Raw genomic sequence first — 18,139 nt, 5'->3', positions numbered from 1 at the left:
GTCACGTCCTTGGCTTCTCGCTCCGTCTTCAGGACGGAATCCACCCGGAATCGCGAGGAGCCAGGGACATGACGAACATCCTGATACTGGGCGCCGGCTACACGGGCATCGCGGCCGCGATCAGGGCCGCCACCAGGACTCGCCGCCACGGCGGCAAGGTGACGCTGGTCAGCGCTTCGCCGAGGTTCACGGAACGGCTGCGGCTGCACCAGACCGCCGCGGGCGAACGGCTGCGCGACCACGCGATCGCCGACATCCTCGCCGGAACGGGCATCGACCTCGTCCTCGGCCGCGTGACCGCCCTCGACCCCGTACGGCACGAGGTCATCGTGACCGGCGTCCACGCGGACAGCGGGCCTGCGGGCACTGACCGCGCGGACAGCGGACCGTTGGGCGCGTGGGCGGACGGCGGGCGCACTGGGCGGGTGATCGGGTACGACAAGCTGATCTACGCCCTCGGCACCGTCACCGACCTCTCGACCCCGGGCGTGGCCGAGCACGCCTACGTCTACGACGACCACGACCAGGCCGTACGGCTCGCGCGCCGGCTCGGCGAACTCGACCGGGGTACGGTCGTCGTGGCCGGTGGCGGCCTGACCGGTGTCGAGTCGGCGACCGAACTGGCGGAGGCGCATCCGAACCTGCGCGTCGTCCTGCTCAGCCGGGGCCGTCCGGGCTCGATGATGGGGGACAAGGCCCGCGCGTACGTCGACAAGGCGATGGCCCGGCTGGGCATCCAGGTACGCGGCGGCGCGGACGTCGTCAAGGTGCTGCCGGACGCGGTCGAGCTGGCCGGCGGCGAACTGATCGACTCCGACGCGACGCTCTGGACCGCCGGCACCAGAGGGCTGCCGCCGGCCGAAGAGGCCGGGCTGACGGTGGACGAGCGGGGCAGGATCGTGGTCGACTCCGCGCTCCGCTCGGTGTCCCACCCGGACGTCTACGCCGTGGGCGACGCCGCCGCGGTGCGCCAGCCGTACGGTGTCATGCACGGGACCTGCCAGGGCGGCATCCCGACGGGCCTGCACGCGGCCGACGCGCTCGCCGACGGGCTGCTCGGCCGAAGGGTGAAGGCGTTCCGGTTCGGGTACGTCCACCAGCCGCTCAGCCTCGGGCGCAAGGACGCGGTCATCCAGTTCACCCACCCCGATGACACGCCACGCAAGTGGTACCTGACGGGACGGTGGGCCATCGCCTACAAGGAGACCGTGAGCAGCAGCCCGATGCCCACCTACCGGCTGCTCAAGCGCGGGCTGGCGCCGGTCGGCCTGTTCCGGCTGACGGCGGGCCTCAAGTGATCGATCTGCCTCCCGGCCGACGGGCGTTCACCAGACGAACTGCTGGCCACCGTCGATGTCGTACGTCGCGCCGGTGAGCGCCGTGTTGGTCATGATGTGGACGGCGAGCGCGGCGACGTCGGCGGGGCCGACGACGCGGCCGATCGGGAGCGTCGCCCGCAGCTCGTTCCGGCCGGCCGTGACCGACGGGCCGGCCGCCGGTGCCGCTCATGACCAGCAGCGTGCCCCCAGGCCGCATCTTGGCCCGGCGTCGCGCGCGACCTCGAGCGCTGTACCGGCGTATCGCGTCGTTGCGAGGCGGTAACCTCTTCAGGTTGGGGAAAACGTGAAGAGGGAGAGGCCGTGACCGGTCTGGTCGTCGCCATGGACGGTCCTTCGGGGTCGGGTAAGTCGAGCGTGTCGCGCGGAGTCGCCCGGGCGCTCGGGCTGCGTTACCTGGACACCGGGGCGATGTACCGTGCGATGACCTGGTGGATGCTCCAGCAGGGCGTCGATCTGACCGATCCCGTCGCTGTCGCGGCCCGCGCCGGCGAGCCCGAGATCGCCTGCGGCACCGACCCCGACGGCCCGTCCATCCATGTCGGCGGTGTCGACGTGGCCGGGCCGATCCGGGAGGCCGAGGTCACCGGGGCGGTTTCTGCCGTCGCGGCGGTGCCCGAGGTGCGTACGCGTCTCGTGGAGCTGCAGCGGGAGATCATCGGCGCCGGTGACATCGTGGTCGAGGGCCGCGACATCGGCACCGTGGTCGCCCCCGACGCCGCCGTCAAGGTCTATCTGACGGCCAGCGCCGAGGCCCGTGCCCTGCGTCGTACGGCGGAGCTGGCCGGCACCACGGTGGAGGCGCAGCAGGCCGCCATGGCCCGGCGCGACACCCTCGACTCCACCCGCAAAACGGATCCACTCTCGATGGCGGATGGCGCCGTCGAGCTCGACACCACGCCGCTGAGCCTCGAAGAGGTCATCGGCGAGGTGCTGAGTCTGGTCAAGGAGCGCACCTGACAAGGTGCGGCACTCACAAAGGATGAAAAATCGTGTCAACGGGGGATTGGGTCGAGGCTGACCTCGACGATCTCGAAGTATCCGACGACGTCGTCGACAGCGGCCCGCAGCCGGTCGTGGCCATCGTCGGCCGACCGAACGTGGGCAAGTCCACGCTGGTCAACCGCATCATCGGCCGCCGCGAAGCGGTCGTCGAAGACGTGCCGGGCGTCACCCGCGACCGCGTCACCTATGACGCCAACTGGCGTGGGCGCCGCTTCACGGTCGTCGACACCGGCGGCTGGGACCCCGACGCCACCGGAATGAACCTGCGCATCGCCGACCAGGCGCGGGTCGCGGTCGAGCTGGCCGACGTGATCGTGTTCGTCGTCGACGCCACCGTGGGCGCGACCGACGCCGACGAGACGGTCGGTTCCATCCTCCGCCAGTCGGGCAAGCCGGTCATCCTGGCCGCCAACAAGGTCGACAACCAGCAGCTGGAGCTGGAGGCCGCCTCGCTCTGGGCGCTCGGCCTCGGCGAGCCGCAGCCGGTGTCGGCCCTGCACGGCCGTTCCAGTGGCGATCTGCTCGACGTGATCCTCGAGGCGCTGCCCGAGACGCCGGAGCTGAGGTTCGACGGCGAGCGCGGCCCCTACCGGGTGGCACTGCTCGGCAAACCGAACGTCGGTAAGTCCTCGCTGCTCAACATGCTGGCGGGGGAGGAGCGGGTGCTGGTCGACCCGATGGCGGGCACCACCCGCGACCCGGTCGACGAGCTGATCGAGCTGGGCGGCAAGACCTGGCGCTTCGTCGACACCGCCGGCATCAGGCGGCGCGACCGCGAGCTGCAGGGCGCCGACTTCTACGCCGCCATGCGCACCAGGGCCGCCCTCGAACGCTCCGAGGTGGCGATCGTGCTGATCGACGCCAGCGAGGTGCTCACCGAGCAGGACCTGCGGATCATCAGCCTGGTGATCGAGTCGGGCCGGGCGATGGTGGTCGCGTTCAACAAGTGGGACCTGGTCGACGAGGACCGCCGCTACTACCTGGAGAAGGAGATCGACCGGCAGCTGGTCCGCACTCCGTGGGCGCTGCGGGTCAACATCTCCGCCAAGACCGGGCGCCACATGGACCGGCTCGTCCCGGCGCTGGAGAAGGCGCTCGGCTCGTGGTCGTCGCGGGTGCCGACGGCCAGGCTCAACGCGTTCCTGACCGAGCTGGTGCACCAGACGCCGCCGCCGGTGCGGAGCGGCAAGCAGCCGAAGATCCTCTTCGCCACGCAGGCGTCGGTGGAGCCGCCGAAGTTCGTGCTGTTCACCTCGGGCTGGCTTGAGGACACCTACCGCCGGTTCATCGAGCGCCGGATCCGCGAGGAGTTCGGCTTCGCCGGGTCGCCGATCGACGTGTCGATGAAGATCCGCGAAAAGCGGAAGAGCGGCCAGACCAAGAAGTAGCCCCGGCCCAGGTCCCGGCCCGGCTCCCGGTCCGGGGCCGGGCCTGGGAGCGAGGTTCGGGTCTGGGAGCGAGGTCGGTCAGACCGTCTGGGGCTGGGGTTGGTCCACGGGCGTCCTGGTGTGCTTGCGTACGGCACGGTAGCCGACGATTACCGCCCAGAGCTGGCCAAGCCCCACGATGGCGTGCAGACCGTACACGAACAGGCTGGCCAGCGGCGTGTCGTCCGTCGTCGCGCCCGCGAGCCCGGCCAGCGGGAAGACGACGAGCATCTGGACCGCGCTCAGCACCAGCGGCGCGGCGCACAGCGCGATCAGTCTGCCGGGCACCTTCGCCAGCGCCGCGACGACGGTGGCCGCGAGGGAGACAGCCGGGATGACGAACAGGCCGTTCGCGGCGTGCAAGCCGATCGCCGCGGCCTCCGAGCCCGTGGGCCGCGGCATCTGGAACGCGCCGAACGTGGCCAGGTAGAACTGCAGGATCACCACGACGATCTGCGCGACGGCGCATCCGACCAGGGCTCTGCGCATGCCGACCTCCTCAGGGGGACAGGTTGCCCCGAGTGTGCTCGGCGACCGGCCGCCGGATAACCCCTATCCGCCCCCTGCCGTCATCAGACCGCTGACTAGCCCGCGCGTAGGGCCGAAACCGAGTTGCCGACGTCCGCCGAGGGTGGCTACGATCACCGGCAACACGTGGACGGAGACAAGTAACCGAAGGCCCGCGCGGGCCGGAGAGAGCCGCCGGTAGCTGGGAAGGCGGCCTCGCGCCCCTTCGGCGAAGACACTCCCGAGTGCGGGGAGGAAATGCCCCGCCGGTCTGACCCCCGTCATCGGGTCGTGGAGGCCGCCCCGTCGTGGGCGGCGAAAGTGCGGTGGCACCGGGAGTTCCCTTCTCCCCCGCACTCCCAAGGGATCATGCAATTCCTCGTGAGGAGCTGTGATGATCTCTCGTGTCCTGTCGGCGGAGCTCGCTGAGCACGCCGGACAACGAGTGACGATCGCCGGTTGGGTCCATCGCCGCCGGCGGCTTAAATCCGTGTCCTTCCTGGTCATCAGGGACCGCAGTGGGCTCGCCCAAGTGGTGGCGCCCGGCGCGGTTCCGGGTGAGGAGACGGTCGTCCGGGTGACGGGCGTCGTGACCGCGAACCCGCAGGCGCCGGGTGGCGCCGAGCTCACGGAGCCGGAGATCGAGGTGCTGGCCGAGCCTGCGGAGGCGCCGCCGTTCGACCTCTACCGGCCCGTCGTACCCGCCGCGCTGCCCACGATCCTCGACCACGCGCCGGTCGCGCTGCGCCATCCGCGGCTCAGGGCGCCGCTGGAGATCTCGGCGGCGAGCGTGGCCGGGTTCCGCCGGGCGCTGGACCGGCTCGGGTTCACCGAGATCCACACGCCCAAGATCGTCGCCTCGGCCACCGAGTCGGGTGCGAACGTCTTCGGCATCGACTACTTCGGCCGCCCCGCCTACCTCGCGCAGTCGCCGCAGTTCTACAAGCAGGCGATGGTCGGTGTGTTCGAGCGGGTGTACGAGGTGGGGCCGGTCTTCCGGGCCGAGCCGCACGACACGGTCCGCCACCTGGCCCAGTACACCAGCCTGGACGCCGAACTGGGCTTCGTGCGCGACCACCGCGACGTGATGGCCGTGCTGCGCGAGGCGGTGGCTGACATGCTGGAGGCGGTACGGGGGCAGCCCGCGATCGACCTGCTCGGCGTGGCGCTGCCGGAGGTGCCCGCCGAGATCCCGGAGATCCACTTCACGCAGGCGCAGCGGCTCACGGGCGAGTTCGAGCCGGACCTGTCGCCGGAACAGGAGCGGCGGCTGTCGGAGTGGGCGGTGCGGGAGCACGGGTCGGAGTTCCTGTTCGTCACGGGGTATCCGATGGCCAAGCGCCCGTTCTACACGCATCCGGACCCGCTGCGTGCGGGGTACTCGAACGGGTTCGACCTGCTGTTCAGGGGGTTGGAGCTGGTGACGGGCGGTCAGCGGCTGCACCGGTACCAGGACTACCTTGACGCGCTCACCGCGCGGGGTGAGGGTGCCGGGCCGTACGAGGGGTATTTGCAGGCGTTCGCGCATGGCATGCCGCCGCACGGGGGGTTCGCGCTGGGCCTCGAGCGCTGGACCGCGCGCCTCGTGGGCGCGGCGAACATCCGCCAGGCGACGTTGTTCCCGCGCGACCTGCATCGGCTCTCTCCGTGAGAACCGCTGGTCGGGCTCGGGGACGGAGACGCCGAGCGGCGTGGCTCCGCTGCCGCAGGAGGGAGAGGCGTCACGTTCTTGGCGCATAGTTTATGTCGTCTTGCCTGTCCCCTGCCTCAGCCTCGCACGATGCGCATTTAGCGTGATCGTCAGGTGGATGGAGGGGCATGGTGAGCTTGCGGCGCGACTGGTCCGTGCGGACTCGGATGACGCTGCTGTCCGGTGTCGTCATGGCGTTGCTGTGCGCGATCTTCAGCGGGACCATCCTGGGAAGCGCCCACGACCATGCCACGGATGATCAGGCGGACCGGATTCTGGCCGCGGACCTACGGGCGGTCCGTTACATCCTGCTGGATCAGATCCCTCCCGTGCTGCCCGAACTCGGCGTCGCCGCCCTCCAGGTGGTCGACCCGACCGGGCGGGTCGTGGCGTCCAACGAGCGGATGGCCGGCCAACCCCGGATGGCCTCCTTCTCCCTGCCGGGGGAGAACCTGCGCGCGGACCAGGTCGTCTGCGGCGTGCCGAGCTTTCCGGGCAAGTGCCTGATCGTCGAGGCCATAAAGATCCACAAGGACGGAACCGAATACATCGTCTACGGCGCCGATGCCGTCATCCCGTGGTACGTCGACCGCTCATTCCTGGCCAGGCTCCTGATCGGATCTGTGCTGCTGGTCGGCGCCACGGCGCTCGGCGCCTACCGTACCGTCAGCAAGGCCCTCGACCCGGTCGACGCCATCAGCGCCGAGCTGGCCGAGATCACCTCGACCGACCTGGGCCGCCGCGTGCCCGTGCCTGATCACCACGACGAGATCCGGAAGCTGGCCGAGGCCGCGAACCGGACTCTGGACCGGCTGGAGGCGACGGTCGAGCAGCAGCGGCGCTTCGCCACCGACGCCTCGCACGACCTGCGCAGTCCCATCACCGCCATGCGCACCCAGGTGGAGGAGGCGCTGCTGCACCCGGAGGATGCGGACTGGCCCGCCATGACGCGAGCCCTGCTGGCCAGCCTCGACCGGCTGGAGGCGATCGTCATCGACCTGCTGGTCCTCGCCCGTCTCGACTCCGGTGCCAAGCGCGCGGACGACTACGTGAACCTGAGCGAGCTGATCCAGTCCGAGCTGGGACGCCGCACCCTTCAGGTGCGCATCGTGACGAACCTCCAGCCGGGCGTGGTCCTCAGCGGTGACCGGCTGCAACTCGGCCGCCTGCTCACCAACCTCATGGACAACGCCGCTCGGCACGCCACCTCCAGCGTGGCGGTCTCGGTCCGCCGCGAGGGCGACGAGGCGGTGCTCGAGGTGAATGACGACGGCCCGGGCATCCCACCCGGCCTGCGGGAATTCGTGTTTCAGCGCTTCACCCGGCTGGATGCCGCCCGAAGCAAGGACACGGGGGGTACGGGACTCGGCCTGGCGATCGCCAGGGAGATCGCCGAGCGTCACGGCGGGACGCTGACCATCGAGGGCTCGGAGCGAGGCGCGCGATTTGTCCTAAGAATCCCTATCGGCACTGACGGTGCTGATTAACCAGTCGAATCGCAGGTCAGACGGCTTTCACCTGACGGCGGGGGAGGAAGGCGGCGACCACCGCGCCGAGGAGGCAGATCAGGGCAGTGAGGAAGAACATCTCCGTATATTCCAGATGCAGCGCCGCGTTCACCTTCGCGAGGTACTCGCTCAGTTGCTTGGCGTACACGGCGGGTTCGACCCCGACCGGGAGCGGTGTGTCGAGGTTCGCGGTCAGCGACTGGAACCGGTGGAACCCCCATGCCGACACCCCCGCGATGCCGATCAGCATGCCCATCATCCTGGCCACCACCACCGCCGCCGAGGCCACCCCGTGTTGCGTGGCAGGCGTCACCCGCAGCACCGCCGCCGAGACGGGCGCGATGACCAGCCCCAGACCCAGCCCGGCCACGATCAGCGCGAGGTCCACCATCAGTCCGGCGTTCGCCAGGTCGAGCGGCCAGCGGCTCATCAGCACATATCCGGCCGTGGCCACGATCAGGCCCGCCACCGCCACCAGGCGGTCGCCGAGCCGGCGGGCCAGCACGCCGCCCGCCACCGCGCCGACCGGGAGCGCGATCAGGAACCTGGCCAGCACCAGCGCCGCCTCCAGCGCCTCCATGTCGAGCAGCGTCTGCGCGGTGAACTGGACGAACACCATGGTGATCAGCAGCGCGGCCCCGGTCAGGAAGCTCACGCCCAGCGTGGCCAGCAGCGGCCCCTTGCGGATGCCCGTCAGGTCGAGCAGCCGGACCTCCGACCGGATCTCCCACCAGACGAACGCCGCTCCGGCCAGGACCCCCGCCGTGATCATCGGCAGGCCCCATGGCGGCAGTACGGTCGTGGCGGGCTCAGGGTTGTACAGGCCCACCACCAGAAGGGCGAGGCTCAAGGCCAGTAACACACCGCCGACCCCGTCCACGCGACCGGAGGAAGCCTGATCGGAAGGCTCAGAAGGGGCCGGCACCGCGAAGCCGGCAACTGGCCGCCGAGGCCGTGGCGGGGGGACGGTCAACTGGACCGCCACGGCGGCCAGCGCGGCCAGCGGCAGGTTGATCCAGAAGATGGCGTGCCAGCCGCCCATCTCGATCCCGAACACCGAGGTGCTGGGGATCAGCGCCAGCACCCCGCCGTACAGCGGACCGAGCGCGCTGCCCAGTTCCTGCGCCGCGCCGACCGCGCCGAGCGCCACCGGGCGCTCGTGCTCGTCCCACATGTCGCCGATGAGCGCCATCGTGATCGGCAGCAGCGCGCCGCCCGCGATCCCCTGGATCGTCCGGCCCGTCACCACCATCACCTCACCGGCCGCCAGCGCGGTCAGCACCGAGCCGAGCGCGAACGCCGCCAGGCAGGCGTGGATGAGGGGCCGCCGGCCGTACCGGTCGGAGAGCTGGCCGAGCAGCGGCATCGCGGCGATGTAGCCGAGCAGGAACCCGGTGACCACCGGCGTGGCCCGCTCCAGGCGGTTGGTGGGGATGCCGATGTCGGTGGCGATGTCGAGCAGGACGGTCACGACCACGTACGCGTCGAGGGCGGCGAGCAGCACCACCGCCCCGCCGACGCCGAGCGCGACCCGGCGGGCGCGCCTCATCCGGCGGCGGGCGGCGTGATCGTCACCGGCGCGTCGTAGTCGCTGAGCGACACGGTCACCGTGCCGTCCTGCAGCGGCAGTTCGACCTTGGTGAGCCGGCTGGTGGCCTTGTCCACCCAGATCTTGGCGTTGACACCCTGGGTGACGCCCGGGACGAGGGTCCCGAGGACCTGACCGGAGAACGTGGCGGCCACCCGGTAGACGCCGCTCTCCTCGGCCTCGACGCGCGGGTCGGTGGCCGTGCCGAGCAACTGCGCGAGGCCCTTGGTCGGGTTGAGGATCAGCGACGGGTCGTAGATCTGCGCCAGGTCCTTCCTGGTCATCTTCTGGAAGCCGCCGGTCGGGCCCTTGAAGTGGACGGTGTCGCCGACCAGGGCGAAAGTGAGCTCCTGAAGGCTGCCCAGGACCTCGATGGTGATCGTGCCGTCGGCGTCACCGGTGGCGGTCAGCCTGCCGTCGGCCTTCTTCACCGGCACCTTGGGCTTGCCGTCCGTGGCGATGGAGAAGGTGGCCGACTTGACCGCCTTCATGGCCTCGGTGGACTTCTTCAGCAGATCGGGTCCGGCGGGCAACTCGCTGCCACTGCCACCTGATGAGCAGGCGGACACCAGCGCGAAGATGACGACGAACAGCAGCTTTCGGAGCATGAGCGGATCGTAGCGAGCGCCCGGAACGATCGTGCGCCGTCAGGCATATCGGTTAGGTGTCGGCCTGGGCGGTCAGCGAAGCTTCTTCAGATGCTCCACGATCGGCTCGTAGGCCACCACGAGCGCGTCGAGCTGGTCGTCGGTGAGCCGGTCGACGAAGTGCTCCCGGACACTGGCCACGTGATCAGGCGCGACTCTCTCGATCGTGGCCCAGCCCTCGTCGGTGAGTACGGCGAACGTGCCGCGCCGGTCGTCGTGGCAGTCCTCCCTGGCGACCAGACCCTTGGCCTCCATGCGGGAGATCTGGTGCGACAGCCGGCTGCGGGACTGGATGGTCGCGTCGGCCAGGTCGCTCATCCGCATCCGGTGTTCGGGGCTCTCGGAGAGGTTGACCAGGATCTCGTAGTCGTTCACCGAGAGAGCGTGCTCCTGCAGCTCGCGGTCGAGCCGGTGCATGAGCAGCTTGTGCAGCGCCAGGTGGGTACGCCAGGCACGTTGCTCAGCGGGGGAAAGCCAGCGGGGCGCGCTCATGATCTCCAATCTAGCGCACGAAGCTGTGAATACCGCCGCGCGTGGAAGGCCGCTGCGCGCGCGGGTACCTGGGCCGCTGAACGCGGCTCACCATAGAGTGACCCGTTGTGGCGGACAACTCGGGCGAGAGTTTGGGCACCGTCCTCGTGGCGGGCGGCGCGAACCTGGCCATCGCGGTGGCCAAGCTGATCGCGGGCCTGATCGGCGGCTCCGCGGCGATGCTGTCGGAGGCGGCTCACTCGGCCGCGGACACGGTGACGGAGCTCCTGCTGCTGGTCTCCGTACGCCGGGGCCGGCGGCCCCCGGACGGGCGCCATCCGTTCGGGCACGGCAAGGCGGGCTTCTTCTGGGCGATGATGGCGGCGGTCGCGACCCTGGTCGGCGGTGCGGGATTCTCCATCACCCACGGCGTGCACGAGATCAGTCACGGCGAGAGCCTCGGCAACCTGCTCCCGTCGTACATCGTGCTGGCCCTCTCCTTCGCGATCGAGAGCGGGTCCTTCCTCAACGCGCTCGCGCAGCTTCGCAAGGAGGCCCGCAGGCATGACGTCAGCCCGTTCCGCCTGGTCTCGATCACCTCGGACACCGCGCTGAAGGCCGTCGTGTACGAGGACGCGGCGGCGCTGGTCGGGCTGGTGATCGCGGCGCTGGGCCTGCTCGGCTCCCAGGTGACCGGCTCGGCCGTGTGGGACGGCGGCGCGTCGATCGCGATCGGCCTGCTCCTGCTGGTGGCCGCGCTCACGCTGATCCGGTCGAACCTGTCGCTGCTGATCGGCCAGTCCGCGCCGGACCCGGTCGAGAAGGAGATCCGCGAGGTGCTGGCCGCGCAGCCCGAGGTGATGAGCGTGGTCGAGCTGCTCACGATGTACCTCGGTCCGGGCAGCCTCATGGTGGCCGCGAAGATCGACTTCCGGGACGACGCGAGCGCCGCAGGCGTGGAGATCGCCTGCGACGAGCTCGACCGCCGGCTGCGGGACCGCTATCCCGGTATCTCCCAGGTGTTCCTGGATCCCACTCCCACCCGGCGCCGTTAGTGCAGAGCCATCACCACGGCGAGGCCGACGACGTGCATGAGCACGACGGCCACGATCAGCGAGATGAAGACGAACTTGGCCGGCCCGTGCTCGAAGGTCTTGCCCTCTTCGAGCGGCCTGCGCTGGGCCACCCGATCGGCGATCCGCTCCTCTAGTGGCTTGCGGTAGAACATACGTCCACTTTATCCGAATATAGGGATCTGGACTGCTGGTGCGTCTGTGATAGCGGCCACCACGATGTCGCCCTCGGCGGTCCATTCGAGCAGGTGACGGCCCGCCGGGTGGGCGTCGGCTCCCCGCAGCCCGTCGATGGTCAGCTCGCCGCGCTTGATCAGCGCCTCCTTGCGCGTCCAGTGCCTGATCAGCTCTTCGTTGGTGGTGACCACCGCGAGCTCCTGCTCGGTGAGCGCCCGGCCGGCGAGCAGCCGGTCGAACGGGCCCGGCGGCACCCGCTCCGCGTCGATGCCGACCCGGCCCGCACCGGCCGCCGCGCAGACGTAGCCGCGCGTGTGGCTGAGGCTGACGCCGAGTGAGGGGGCCTGCTCGATGTACGGGCGGCCGTGGCCGGGGCCGTGGACCTCGCAGTACTGCAACAGGGTCAGCCCGGCCGGATCGGTGTCGAGCACCGCCGCGGCGCAGAGGCGTACGAGCAGGTGGGCCGCCGTGAACGAGCGGCGGTCGGGCTCGAACGCGAACCGGGCGGCGCGGGTCCGCTCGACGTCGGTCAGCCAGTCTTCTGGGGCGAGCACCTCGTCGGGGCGTCCGCCCATCGCTACGGGGCCGATCGGTCAGTCCTCTTTCTTCGAGCCGCTGTCCAGTTTGTACTGGTCCTCTTTGGCGGCGCCGAGCACGGACACGTCGTGGACCTTCCAGACGCCCTTCTCCTTGACCAAACTGATCTTCAGATGGGAATCCTTGACCGAGCGTATCGCCTCCGAGGTGTTGACCTGCTGGTCGACCACGACGATGGCGTGCGCGGTGGCCTCGTCGACGTCCGACAGGTAGACCTCGCGGACGTTCGCCTGGGAGACGGCCTTGAGCTTGACGATGACCTGGGCCATCGCGCCGCCGAACGCCTCGTCGTAGGTGGCCAGGAAGTCGCCCGTGGCCTGGGCCGTCAGCGTGGCGCGGGTGGCCTGCAGGTCCTGGTAGTCGTAGCTGAGCAGGGCCTTGCCGAACGAACTGGCCGCGCCTGAGACCTCCAGCCGCAGGGCGCGCTCGCTCTCCAGCCGGGCCAGGGAGTCGCGGGCCTGGCTCGCGGAGATCCACTGCAGCGCCGCCGTGGCGGCGAGCGCGGCCACCAGCAGGGCTGCCATCACCACCATGATCCGCGCCCGGCCCAGTCGGCTGCTGGAGGGCCTTTCAGCGGGCGTGTCCGAGGCGGTCGGGGTATCCGCCGCCCTGGCCTCCTCCTCCGTGGCGAGGTCCTGCTTGGTGGTCATGAGTTCTCCTCACTGCGGCGGGCGGCCCGGCCCACCGCAATCCACCCCAAGATGCCACCGCTCGCCGCCACCGCGAGGAATATCGCGGCAATCAGCGGAGCGGCGTCCACCGGGGTACGGGACGCGGGCCCGGCAGCCGCGGCGGGCGACTTCGCACCCGCCGCGGCTTCCGGGGTCCGCTCGGGCGATGCGGTGGCCTTGGCGGCCGGCCGCCTGGTCCGCTCTGTCGTCGGGTCCTTGCGGGGTTTGCCCGCGGCGTCTTCCGTACGGACGGGATCGTCCACGGCGCGGTCGGGGCAGGCACGCAGGCGGGGAACGGTCGGCGGGCCGACCGGACCCGCGTACTCCTCGGCCGGTCGCGGGCCGCCCGGGACGCTGAAGACGAACTGCGCCTTGCCGTACACCGTGCGGCCCTCCTTCGCGCTGATGTCGTCCGCCAGGCTCAGCGCCGTGGGCACGATGCTCAGCAGGTGGTGCACGTTCCGCTCGGTCTCGGCGGAGAACGCCGGTTTGTGCGGCAGGCCGGCCGCGGTGAGCAGGCACGACAGGCCCGGTCTGGCCCGCTTGATGGCCCGGTCGAGCTGCCCGAACACGCCCGGCCCCTGGTCCAGGAAGGCGTCGAGGTCGGTACGCGACTCGCGCAGCGTGGCCGTCACCGTGCTCAGGTCCGTGATGCCCGAAGCCAGCTTGTCCTTCCTGCCCGCCAGCGTGTGGGTGAGCTGGGTGAGCTGCACGGACAGGTCGTCGAGCACCTGGGAGTTGTCGGCCAGCGTGCCGGTCAGGTCGTGCGCGTCTTCGATGATGCTCCTGATCGACGACGACCGGCCGTCCAGCGCCACCGCCAGCTCGTGCGTGATCGTCTTGGCGTCCTTGGGCGGCACTGCGGCGAGCAGCTTGCCGACGCCCTCGAACAGCTTCTTGTAGTCGAGCGGCACCGTGGTCCTGGACAGCGGGATCACGTCGCCGGCCGCGAGCGACGGGCCGTTCACGCCGGTCGCGGGCGGCGAGAGCTCCACGTACGGCTCGCCGATCGCGGACTTGCGCCGTACCTCGGCCGTGCTGGCCTTCGGCAGCCGGATCTCCTTGTCGATGTCCAGCCCCACGATGATCTTGCCGGGCGCCAGCCGTACGTCGCCGACCTTGCCCACCCGGACACCGAGGTAGGCGACGTCGAAGCCGCGGATCAGACCGGGGGAGGAGACGAACTCCGCCGACACCCGGTAGGGCTTGGTGATCGCGTCGAGCTTGATGATCGTGCTGAACGCCCAGACCGTCATCACGATGCCCAGGACGACGAAGAAGCCGAGGTTGAGGTAGATGCGGCGGTTCCTCATCGCGGCGGCTCCAGGAGCAGACGGAAGTCCTCGACCCGGTTGGGCAGCACGCCCGTGTTGCCGTCCGGCAGGAGCCCCTTGTGCTTGGGCAGCAGCAGGCCCTTCAGCCACACGTAGATGAGCACCTGGCCGTTGACCGTGATCGGCGGCGCGTCGATGAACGCCTGGAGCTTGGTCACCAGAGCCTTCAGGTCCTCCTTGCCGCGCAGCATCGAGGAGGTGATCGCGTCGAGCTCGCGCAGCAGCGTGCGCAGCCGGGCGGCGTGCCGCGGGTAGACCGTGAGGTTGGCCTCCTTGGCCAGGTCGGTCAGGGCGATGATGGCCTTCTTCACGTGCTTGCGGCCGTGCGCGAGGCGGGTGGTGGCCGCCGCCAGCGTGCCGGGCAGCCGGTCCAGCTCCTTGCTGCCCTTGGCGAGCTGGTCGCCCAGCTTGGCCAGGGCATCCACGGTGGTGGCGATGTCCTGGCGGGCCGCGGCGTAGGTGTCGGTCACCTCGGCCGTCTGCTTGATCAGCTTGTTGACGTCGGCGCCCTTGCCGGCGAACGCGGTCGAGGCGGCGTCGAGGATGGCGTTGACGTCCTGGGTGCCGAGCGCCTCGATGAGCGGCCCGGCCTTGGCGGTGACCTGCTCGATGTCCGGCTCGACCGAGGTGTCGGTGATCGTGGCGCCGTTCTTGAGGTAGGGGCCCTTCGACAGGTCCTTGCCCGCGGGCGGCGTGAGCTGGACGTAGTTCTCGCCCAGCACCGAGGTCTTGGCCACCGTCGCGGTGCTGCCCTCGGGCACCGGGTGCTCCGGCATGATCGACATGGTGACCCTGGCCTGGTAGCCCTGCAGCCGGATGCCGGTGACCGTGCCCACCCGCACGTCCGAGATCTGCACGCTGTGCCCGGTCACCAGGCTCTGCACGTCGTCGAAGGTGGCGTTGATCGTCAGGTCGCCGCCGGTGGCGCCGAGCGTCTGCAGCGAGCACGAGGCGGTGATGCCCAGCGCGAGCAGCCCTGACAGGACACGTGCCTTCATCGCTTCTTCTTCCCCTGCTCGTAGGGGCAGTTGCTGAGGCCGGCGGGCAGGCACGGCACCTTGCCGAGGTTCAGCGCGTCGAACAGCGGGGTCAGCCAGGCTCTGGTCATCGCGTTGAGCACCACGCGGATCTTCAGCACGTGCTGCTTCTTGTCCCACGAGTCGATCAGGATGTCGGCGAAGTCGGCCGCGCCCTTGACCGCCTGGGCCAGCGACGCGCTGTTCGCCCGGACCGTCAGCACCAGCTCGGCCAGCGTGCCGGCGGCCTGGGGGAGCCGTTCGGAATAGGCTTCGATGATCACGTCGCCGCGGCGGACGAAGTCGGCCATGCCGGAGATGAACGTGCGCAGCCGCCGCCGCTCCTCGGCCAGGATGGCGCTGGCCTCGGCGAAGGAGTCGATCGCGCCCGTCACCTGGTCCTGCCGCTTGTTGAGGCTGGTGGCCAGCTTGTTCAGGCCCTTGGCCAGGTCGATGAGCTGCTGGTCCTGCTTGGCCAGCGTGTCGGTGAGGTGCGCGGTGTCGGAGATCGCGTTGTTGACCGTCTTGCCGCGGCCCCTGACGCTGTCGGCGAGGTTGCCCGCGACGTCGCCCAGCTTGTCGGAGTCGAGCGCGTCGGTCAGCTTGGTGAACGCGTCGAGCGCGTCGTCGATCTCCACCGGCAGGTCGGTGCGCTCCAGCGGGATGGTGGCGCCGGAGGCGATCCGCTGGTCGCCGGGCTTCCACGGCGGGTAGAGCACCACGTTCCGCTCGCCCAGCGTGTTCTGCGGCGCGACCACGGCCTTGACGTTCGCGGGCAGCGGCACCTCACGGTCCACCGACAGCTCGACGCGTACCTTGTCGCCGTCGATCCGGATGTTCGTCACGTATCCGGCGTCGAGCCCCATCACCTTCACCCGCGCCTGCTCGTACAGCGACGGCGCCTTGCTGAAGATCGCGGTCAGCCGGTACGGCTCCGCGCCGAGCAGCGTGCACCCGCCGCTGCCCGCCAGCAGCGTCACGGCCAGCAGGACCGCCAGTAAGCGGGTCATCTGTCGTTCTTCCTGTCTTTGGCGATGGCGCCGAGCACCTCCGGGTCGATGGGGCCCAGGCCCGTGGCTATGGCCTCGAGCCACGGGCCCTGGCCGCCCATCGTGGACAGCCCGGAGAACGTCGGGCCGGCCCACGCCAGGAGCGCGTTGAACTCCTTCTTGCTGCTGTTCAGCTTGGTGGTGATCGCGCCGGTGTCGTCGAGGACCCGGACCAGCGTCCCCTCGTGCTCGTTGATCAGCCGGGTGGTGCTCCGTACCAGGTCGCTGCCGTCGCCGAGCAGCGTGCGCAGCTCGTTGCGGCGCGAGCGCAGCTCGTGCAGCATGACCTCGATGGCGTCGATGAGGCGGGCGAGCTGCTTGTCCTTCCGCTCCAGGACGTTCATGATCTTGGTGCCGTTGTCGAGGAGCTTCTGCAACTGCGGTTCGCTCTCGCTGATGGTCTCGGACAGGTCGCCGATGTTCTTCAGCAGCTTGGTGATCCGGCCGCGCTTGCTGGTGTCGATCTTGCCCAGCTCGGTCAGCAGGTCGTCCACGGCCTTGGTGTCGAGCTTCTGGACCAGGTGGGTGGCGTCCTTGATGGCGTCGTTGATCAGCGTGGGGACGCCCGTCCGCGTCACCGGGATCCGTCTTTGGGCCTCGGGGAGCTGGTCGACGTACGGGGCGGCGACGGGGCCGGACAGCTTGACGTACCGGCCGCCGAGCAGGTTGGACAGCGTGATGTCGGCCCGGGTGGCGCGGCCGAGCCGCACGTCGGTGTCGACCTTCCAGGTGACGACCACGTTGCCCTGGCCGTAGTCGGGCCGCACCTCGGTGACCTTGCCGACGCGCACGCCCGCGACGCGCACGTCGTTGCCGGTGCGCAGGCCGCCGGAGTCCACGAACGTGCCGGACATGTAGTAGCCGCCTTCGAGCAGCCCGAGGTTGCCGACGAGGAAGGTGGCCACCAGGACCGCGCCGAGCACCGCCAGCGAGACCAGGCCGACGACGATCTTGTTGCGGTCGCGGAAGGACTTGAGCGCCATCACTCACCGACCATGAGCTTCTGCAGGTCTTTCGAGCTCTGGATCCGGGTGCTGCCGCGCAGCGGGGGCGGCGTCTTCATCGGGTACGGGCAGGGAGCGGCGCTCAGTGCCAGGCAGGGGACCGCGGTGATGAAGTAGTGGCCGCGATCGACGCTGGAGTAGGCGCGGGCGAACAGCGGCTGGAACGTGCTGATCGTCTTGTCGATCTCGCCCACGTGCCGCCTGATGCCGCCGGTCAGCCCGGACAGGTGGTCGACCAGCGCGCCCAGTTCGTCGGCATTCTTGCCGAGCACCTCGTCGGAGGTGTGGACGGTGGTCGAGAGCCGCACGATCGAGTCGTCGACCAGCTTGTGGTTGCCGGCGAACGCCTCGGAGAGCGTGACCAGGTTGTCGACGAGCTGCTCGATCTGCTTGTCGCGCTGGGCGACCACGCCGGTGACGGTGGCGTAGTCCTTCAGTAATCCCTGGATCGTCCGCTTGCGCTCGTTGATCGTGCCGGTGATGGCGTTGACGTTGTCGAGCAGCCGCGGGATGTTCTTGTCGTTGCCCTTCAGGGACTTGGCCGCAGCGGTGAGCAACTGGTTGATCTGGTCCGGGTCCAGGCTGCGGGTCAGCGGGCCGAGGTCGCTCACCAGCGCGCCGATGTCGACCACGGACGAGGTGCGGATCACCCGCGAGCCGGGGGCGAGCCGGCCGGGCGCGGTGCCGGGGAGCAGGTAGACGACCCGCTGGCCGACCGCGTTGCGCCACCTGATCGCGGCCTCGGTGTCCGAGGGCACCCTGACGGCGTCCTGAACCTCCATGGTGACCTCGGCGCGGCCGTTCACCACCTTGATCGTGTCGACCTGGCCCACGGGCGCCCCGGCGATCTTCACCTGGTCGCCCTCCGTCAGCCCCGACACATCATCAAATGTCGCGACAAGGCGGTATCCGCCGCCGGTGCTGACCCGGGCGATCTGTACGGCGATCAGCACGATGAGCGTCAGCGTCACCCCGACGAACAGGACGACGCGGAGCAGTGTCCACCGGCGGGTCACACGTTCCCTGGACAGCGCCACG

Annotated in this window: 18 protein-coding genes; 6 read left to right on the top strand and 12 right to left on the bottom strand. The window is 70.0% G+C overall.

Going from position 1 to position 18,139, the window contains the following annotated elements; translation table 11 throughout:
• The first annotated feature begins 68 nt into the window (after window positions 1–68).
• The 3 genes from AB0F17_RS07960 to der all read left to right on the top strand — a co-directional run bounded on the left by AB0F17_RS07960 (window position 69) and on the right by der (window position 3,730).
• Entirely contained in the window at window positions 69–1,298 is a 1,230-nt protein-coding gene (locus AB0F17_RS07960; RefSeq protein ID WP_358018076.1) for an FAD-dependent oxidoreductase, read from the top strand.
• A 363-nt stretch (window positions 1,299–1,661) separates the two neighbouring features.
• Entirely contained in the window at window positions 1,662–2,297 is a 636-nt protein-coding gene (gene cmk, locus AB0F17_RS07955; protein WP_358019282.1) for a (d)CMP kinase, read from the top strand.
• Window positions 2,298–2,329: 32 nt separating this feature from the next.
• Window positions 2,330–3,730, top strand: coding sequence for a ribosome biogenesis GTPase Der (gene der, locus AB0F17_RS07950; protein ID WP_358018073.1), 1,401 nt, complete (start codon window positions 2,330–2,332; stop codon window positions 3,728–3,730).
• A 78-nt stretch (window positions 3,731–3,808) separates the two neighbouring features.
• Here der and AB0F17_RS07945 read toward each other — a convergent pair whose 3' ends face one another.
• Entirely contained in the window at window positions 3,809–4,258 is a 450-nt protein-coding gene (locus AB0F17_RS07945; RefSeq protein WP_358018070.1) for a hypothetical protein, read from the bottom strand.
• Between the two features lie 412 nt (window positions 4,259–4,670).
• On the opposite strand from AB0F17_RS07945, the gene aspS reads away from it, so the two are divergent.
• Window positions 4,671–5,927: an aspartate--tRNA(Asn) ligase gene (gene aspS, locus AB0F17_RS07940; RefSeq protein WP_358018067.1), complete on the top strand. Its 1,257-nt coding sequence runs from the start codon at window positions 4,671–4,673 to the stop codon at window positions 5,925–5,927.
• A gap of 167 nt (window positions 5,928–6,094) precedes the next feature.
• Window positions 6,095–7,453 (top strand): ATP-binding protein, encoded by a 1,359-nt coding sequence (locus AB0F17_RS07935; protein WP_358018065.1) that lies wholly within the window; start codon window positions 6,095–6,097, stop codon window positions 7,451–7,453.
• Window positions 7,454–7,469: 16 nt separating this feature from the next.
• On the opposite strand, the gene AB0F17_RS07930 is transcribed toward AB0F17_RS07935, so the two are convergent.
• The 3 genes from AB0F17_RS07930 to AB0F17_RS07920 form a co-directional block, all read right to left on the bottom strand.
• Entirely contained in the window at window positions 7,470–9,023 is a 1,554-nt protein-coding gene (locus AB0F17_RS07930; protein ID WP_358018063.1) for an MFS transporter, read from the bottom strand.
• The gene (locus AB0F17_RS07925) at window positions 9,020–9,670 is read right to left on the bottom strand and encodes an LppX_LprAFG lipoprotein (RefSeq protein ID WP_358018060.1); all 651 of its coding nucleotides are present in this window, start codon (window positions 9,668–9,670) and stop codon (window positions 9,020–9,022) included. The genes AB0F17_RS07930 and AB0F17_RS07925 overlap by 4 nt, the downstream gene beginning before the upstream one ends.
• 72 nt (window positions 9,671–9,742) lie before the next feature.
• Window positions 9,743–10,201 (bottom strand): MarR family transcriptional regulator, encoded by a 459-nt coding sequence (locus tag AB0F17_RS07920; protein ID WP_214637536.1) that lies wholly within the window; start codon window positions 10,199–10,201, stop codon window positions 9,743–9,745.
• A gap of 107 nt (window positions 10,202–10,308) precedes the next feature.
• Between AB0F17_RS07920 and AB0F17_RS07915 the strand changes: the two genes are divergently transcribed.
• On the top strand, window positions 10,309–11,235 hold the full coding sequence (locus AB0F17_RS07915) for a cation diffusion facilitator family transporter (RefSeq protein ID WP_358018057.1): 927 nt from the start codon (window positions 10,309–10,311) through the stop codon (window positions 11,233–11,235).
• Here the strand turns inward: AB0F17_RS07915 and AB0F17_RS07910 are convergent.
• From AB0F17_RS07910 to AB0F17_RS07875, 8 genes are read right to left on the bottom strand one after another with little or no spacing between them, the layout of a single operon-like run.
• Window positions 11,232–11,408 carry a hypothetical protein gene (locus tag AB0F17_RS07910; protein ID WP_358018054.1) on the bottom strand — a complete coding sequence of 59 codons (177 nt, stop codon included), beginning with the start codon at window positions 11,406–11,408 and terminating at the stop codon, window positions 11,232–11,234. The two genes, AB0F17_RS07915 and AB0F17_RS07910, sit on opposite strands and share 4 nt — an antisense overlap.
• Window positions 11,409–11,417: 9 nt before the next feature.
• Window positions 11,418–12,005, bottom strand: coding sequence for a 4'-phosphopantetheinyl transferase superfamily protein (locus AB0F17_RS07905; RefSeq protein ID WP_358018051.1), 588 nt, complete (start codon window positions 12,003–12,005; stop codon window positions 11,418–11,420).
• A gap of 18 nt (window positions 12,006–12,023) precedes the next feature.
• The gene (locus tag AB0F17_RS07900) at window positions 12,024–12,677 is read right to left on the bottom strand and encodes a hypothetical protein (protein WP_358018048.1); all 654 of its coding nucleotides are present in this window, start codon (window positions 12,675–12,677) and stop codon (window positions 12,024–12,026) included.
• A complete protein-coding gene (locus tag AB0F17_RS07895; protein ID WP_358018045.1) occupies window positions 12,674–14,011 on the bottom strand; it encodes an MlaD family protein in 1,338 nt (445 codons plus the stop codon). The genes AB0F17_RS07900 and AB0F17_RS07895 overlap by 4 nt, the downstream gene beginning before the upstream one ends.
• Entirely contained in the window at window positions 14,008–15,030 is a 1,023-nt protein-coding gene (locus AB0F17_RS07890; protein ID WP_358018042.1) for an MlaD family protein, read from the bottom strand. The genes AB0F17_RS07895 and AB0F17_RS07890 overlap by 4 nt, the downstream gene beginning before the upstream one ends.
• Window positions 15,027–16,058, bottom strand: coding sequence for an MCE family protein (locus tag AB0F17_RS07885; RefSeq protein ID WP_358018039.1), 1,032 nt, complete (start codon window positions 16,056–16,058; stop codon window positions 15,027–15,029). The genes AB0F17_RS07890 and AB0F17_RS07885 overlap by 4 nt, the downstream gene beginning before the upstream one ends.
• On the bottom strand, window positions 16,055–17,080 hold the full coding sequence (locus AB0F17_RS07880) for an MlaD family protein (protein ID WP_358019279.1): 1,026 nt from the start codon (window positions 17,078–17,080) through the stop codon (window positions 16,055–16,057). Before AB0F17_RS07880 ends, AB0F17_RS07885 begins: the two co-directional genes overlap by 4 nt.
• Window positions 17,080–18,138: an MlaD family protein gene (locus AB0F17_RS07875; protein WP_358018036.1), complete on the bottom strand. Its 1,059-nt coding sequence runs from the start codon at window positions 18,136–18,138 to the stop codon at window positions 17,080–17,082. Before AB0F17_RS07875 ends, AB0F17_RS07880 begins: the two co-directional genes overlap by 1 nt.
• Window position 18,139 lies beyond the last annotated feature (1 nt).

The organism is Nonomuraea sp. NPDC026600 (genome assembly GCF_040638335.1).
GTDB lineage: Bacteria > Actinomycetota > Actinomycetes > Streptosporangiales > Streptosporangiaceae > Nonomuraea.
The sequence above is the reverse complement of the archived record's forward strand: the minus strand, read 5'-3'. Positions and strand labels throughout refer to the sequence as shown.

Coding starts and splice junctions, on each gene's coding strand:
- AB0F17_RS07960 (WP_358018076.1), top strand. CDS start 69: ATGACGAACATCCTGATACTGGGCGCCGGCTACACGGGCATCGCGGCC.
- cmk (WP_358019282.1), top strand. CDS start 1,662: ATGGACGGTCCTTCGGGGTCGGGTAAGTCGAGCGTGTCGCGCGGAGTC.
- AB0F17_RS07945 (WP_358018070.1), bottom strand. CDS start 4,258: ATGCGCAGAGCCCTGGTCGGATGCGCCGTCGCGCAGATCGTCGTGGTG.
- aspS (WP_358018067.1), top strand. CDS start 4,671: ATGATCTCTCGTGTCCTGTCGGCGGAGCTCGCTGAGCACGCCGGACAA.
- AB0F17_RS07935 (WP_358018065.1), top strand. CDS start 6,095: ATGGTGAGCTTGCGGCGCGACTGGTCCGTGCGGACTCGGATGACGCTG.
- AB0F17_RS07930 (WP_358018063.1), bottom strand. CDS start 9,023: ATGAGGCGCGCCCGCCGGGTCGCGCTCGGCGTCGGCGGGGCGGTGGTG.
- AB0F17_RS07925 (WP_358018060.1), bottom strand. CDS start 9,670: ATGCTCCGAAAGCTGCTGTTCGTCGTCATCTTCGCGCTGGTGTCCGCC.
- AB0F17_RS07920 (WP_214637536.1), bottom strand. CDS start 10,201: ATGAGCGCGCCCCGCTGGCTTTCCCCCGCTGAGCAACGTGCCTGGCGT.
- AB0F17_RS07910 (WP_358018054.1), bottom strand. CDS start 11,408: ATGTTCTACCGCAAGCCACTAGAGGAGCGGATCGCCGATCGGGTGGCC.
- AB0F17_RS07905 (WP_358018051.1), bottom strand. CDS start 12,005: ATGGGCGGACGCCCCGACGAGGTGCTCGCCCCAGAAGACTGGCTGACC.
- AB0F17_RS07900 (WP_358018048.1), bottom strand. CDS start 12,677: ATGACCACCAAGCAGGACCTCGCCACGGAGGAGGAGGCCAGGGCGGCG.
- AB0F17_RS07895 (WP_358018045.1), bottom strand. CDS start 14,011: ATGAGGAACCGCCGCATCTACCTCAACCTCGGCTTCTTCGTCGTCCTG.
- AB0F17_RS07890 (WP_358018042.1), bottom strand. CDS start 15,030: ATGAAGGCACGTGTCCTGTCAGGGCTGCTCGCGCTGGGCATCACCGCC.
- AB0F17_RS07885 (WP_358018039.1), bottom strand. CDS start 16,058: ATGACCCGCTTACTGGCGGTCCTGCTGGCCGTGACGCTGCTGGCGGGC.
- AB0F17_RS07880 (WP_358019279.1), bottom strand. CDS start 17,080: ATGGCGCTCAAGTCCTTCCGCGACCGCAACAAGATCGTCGTCGGCCTG.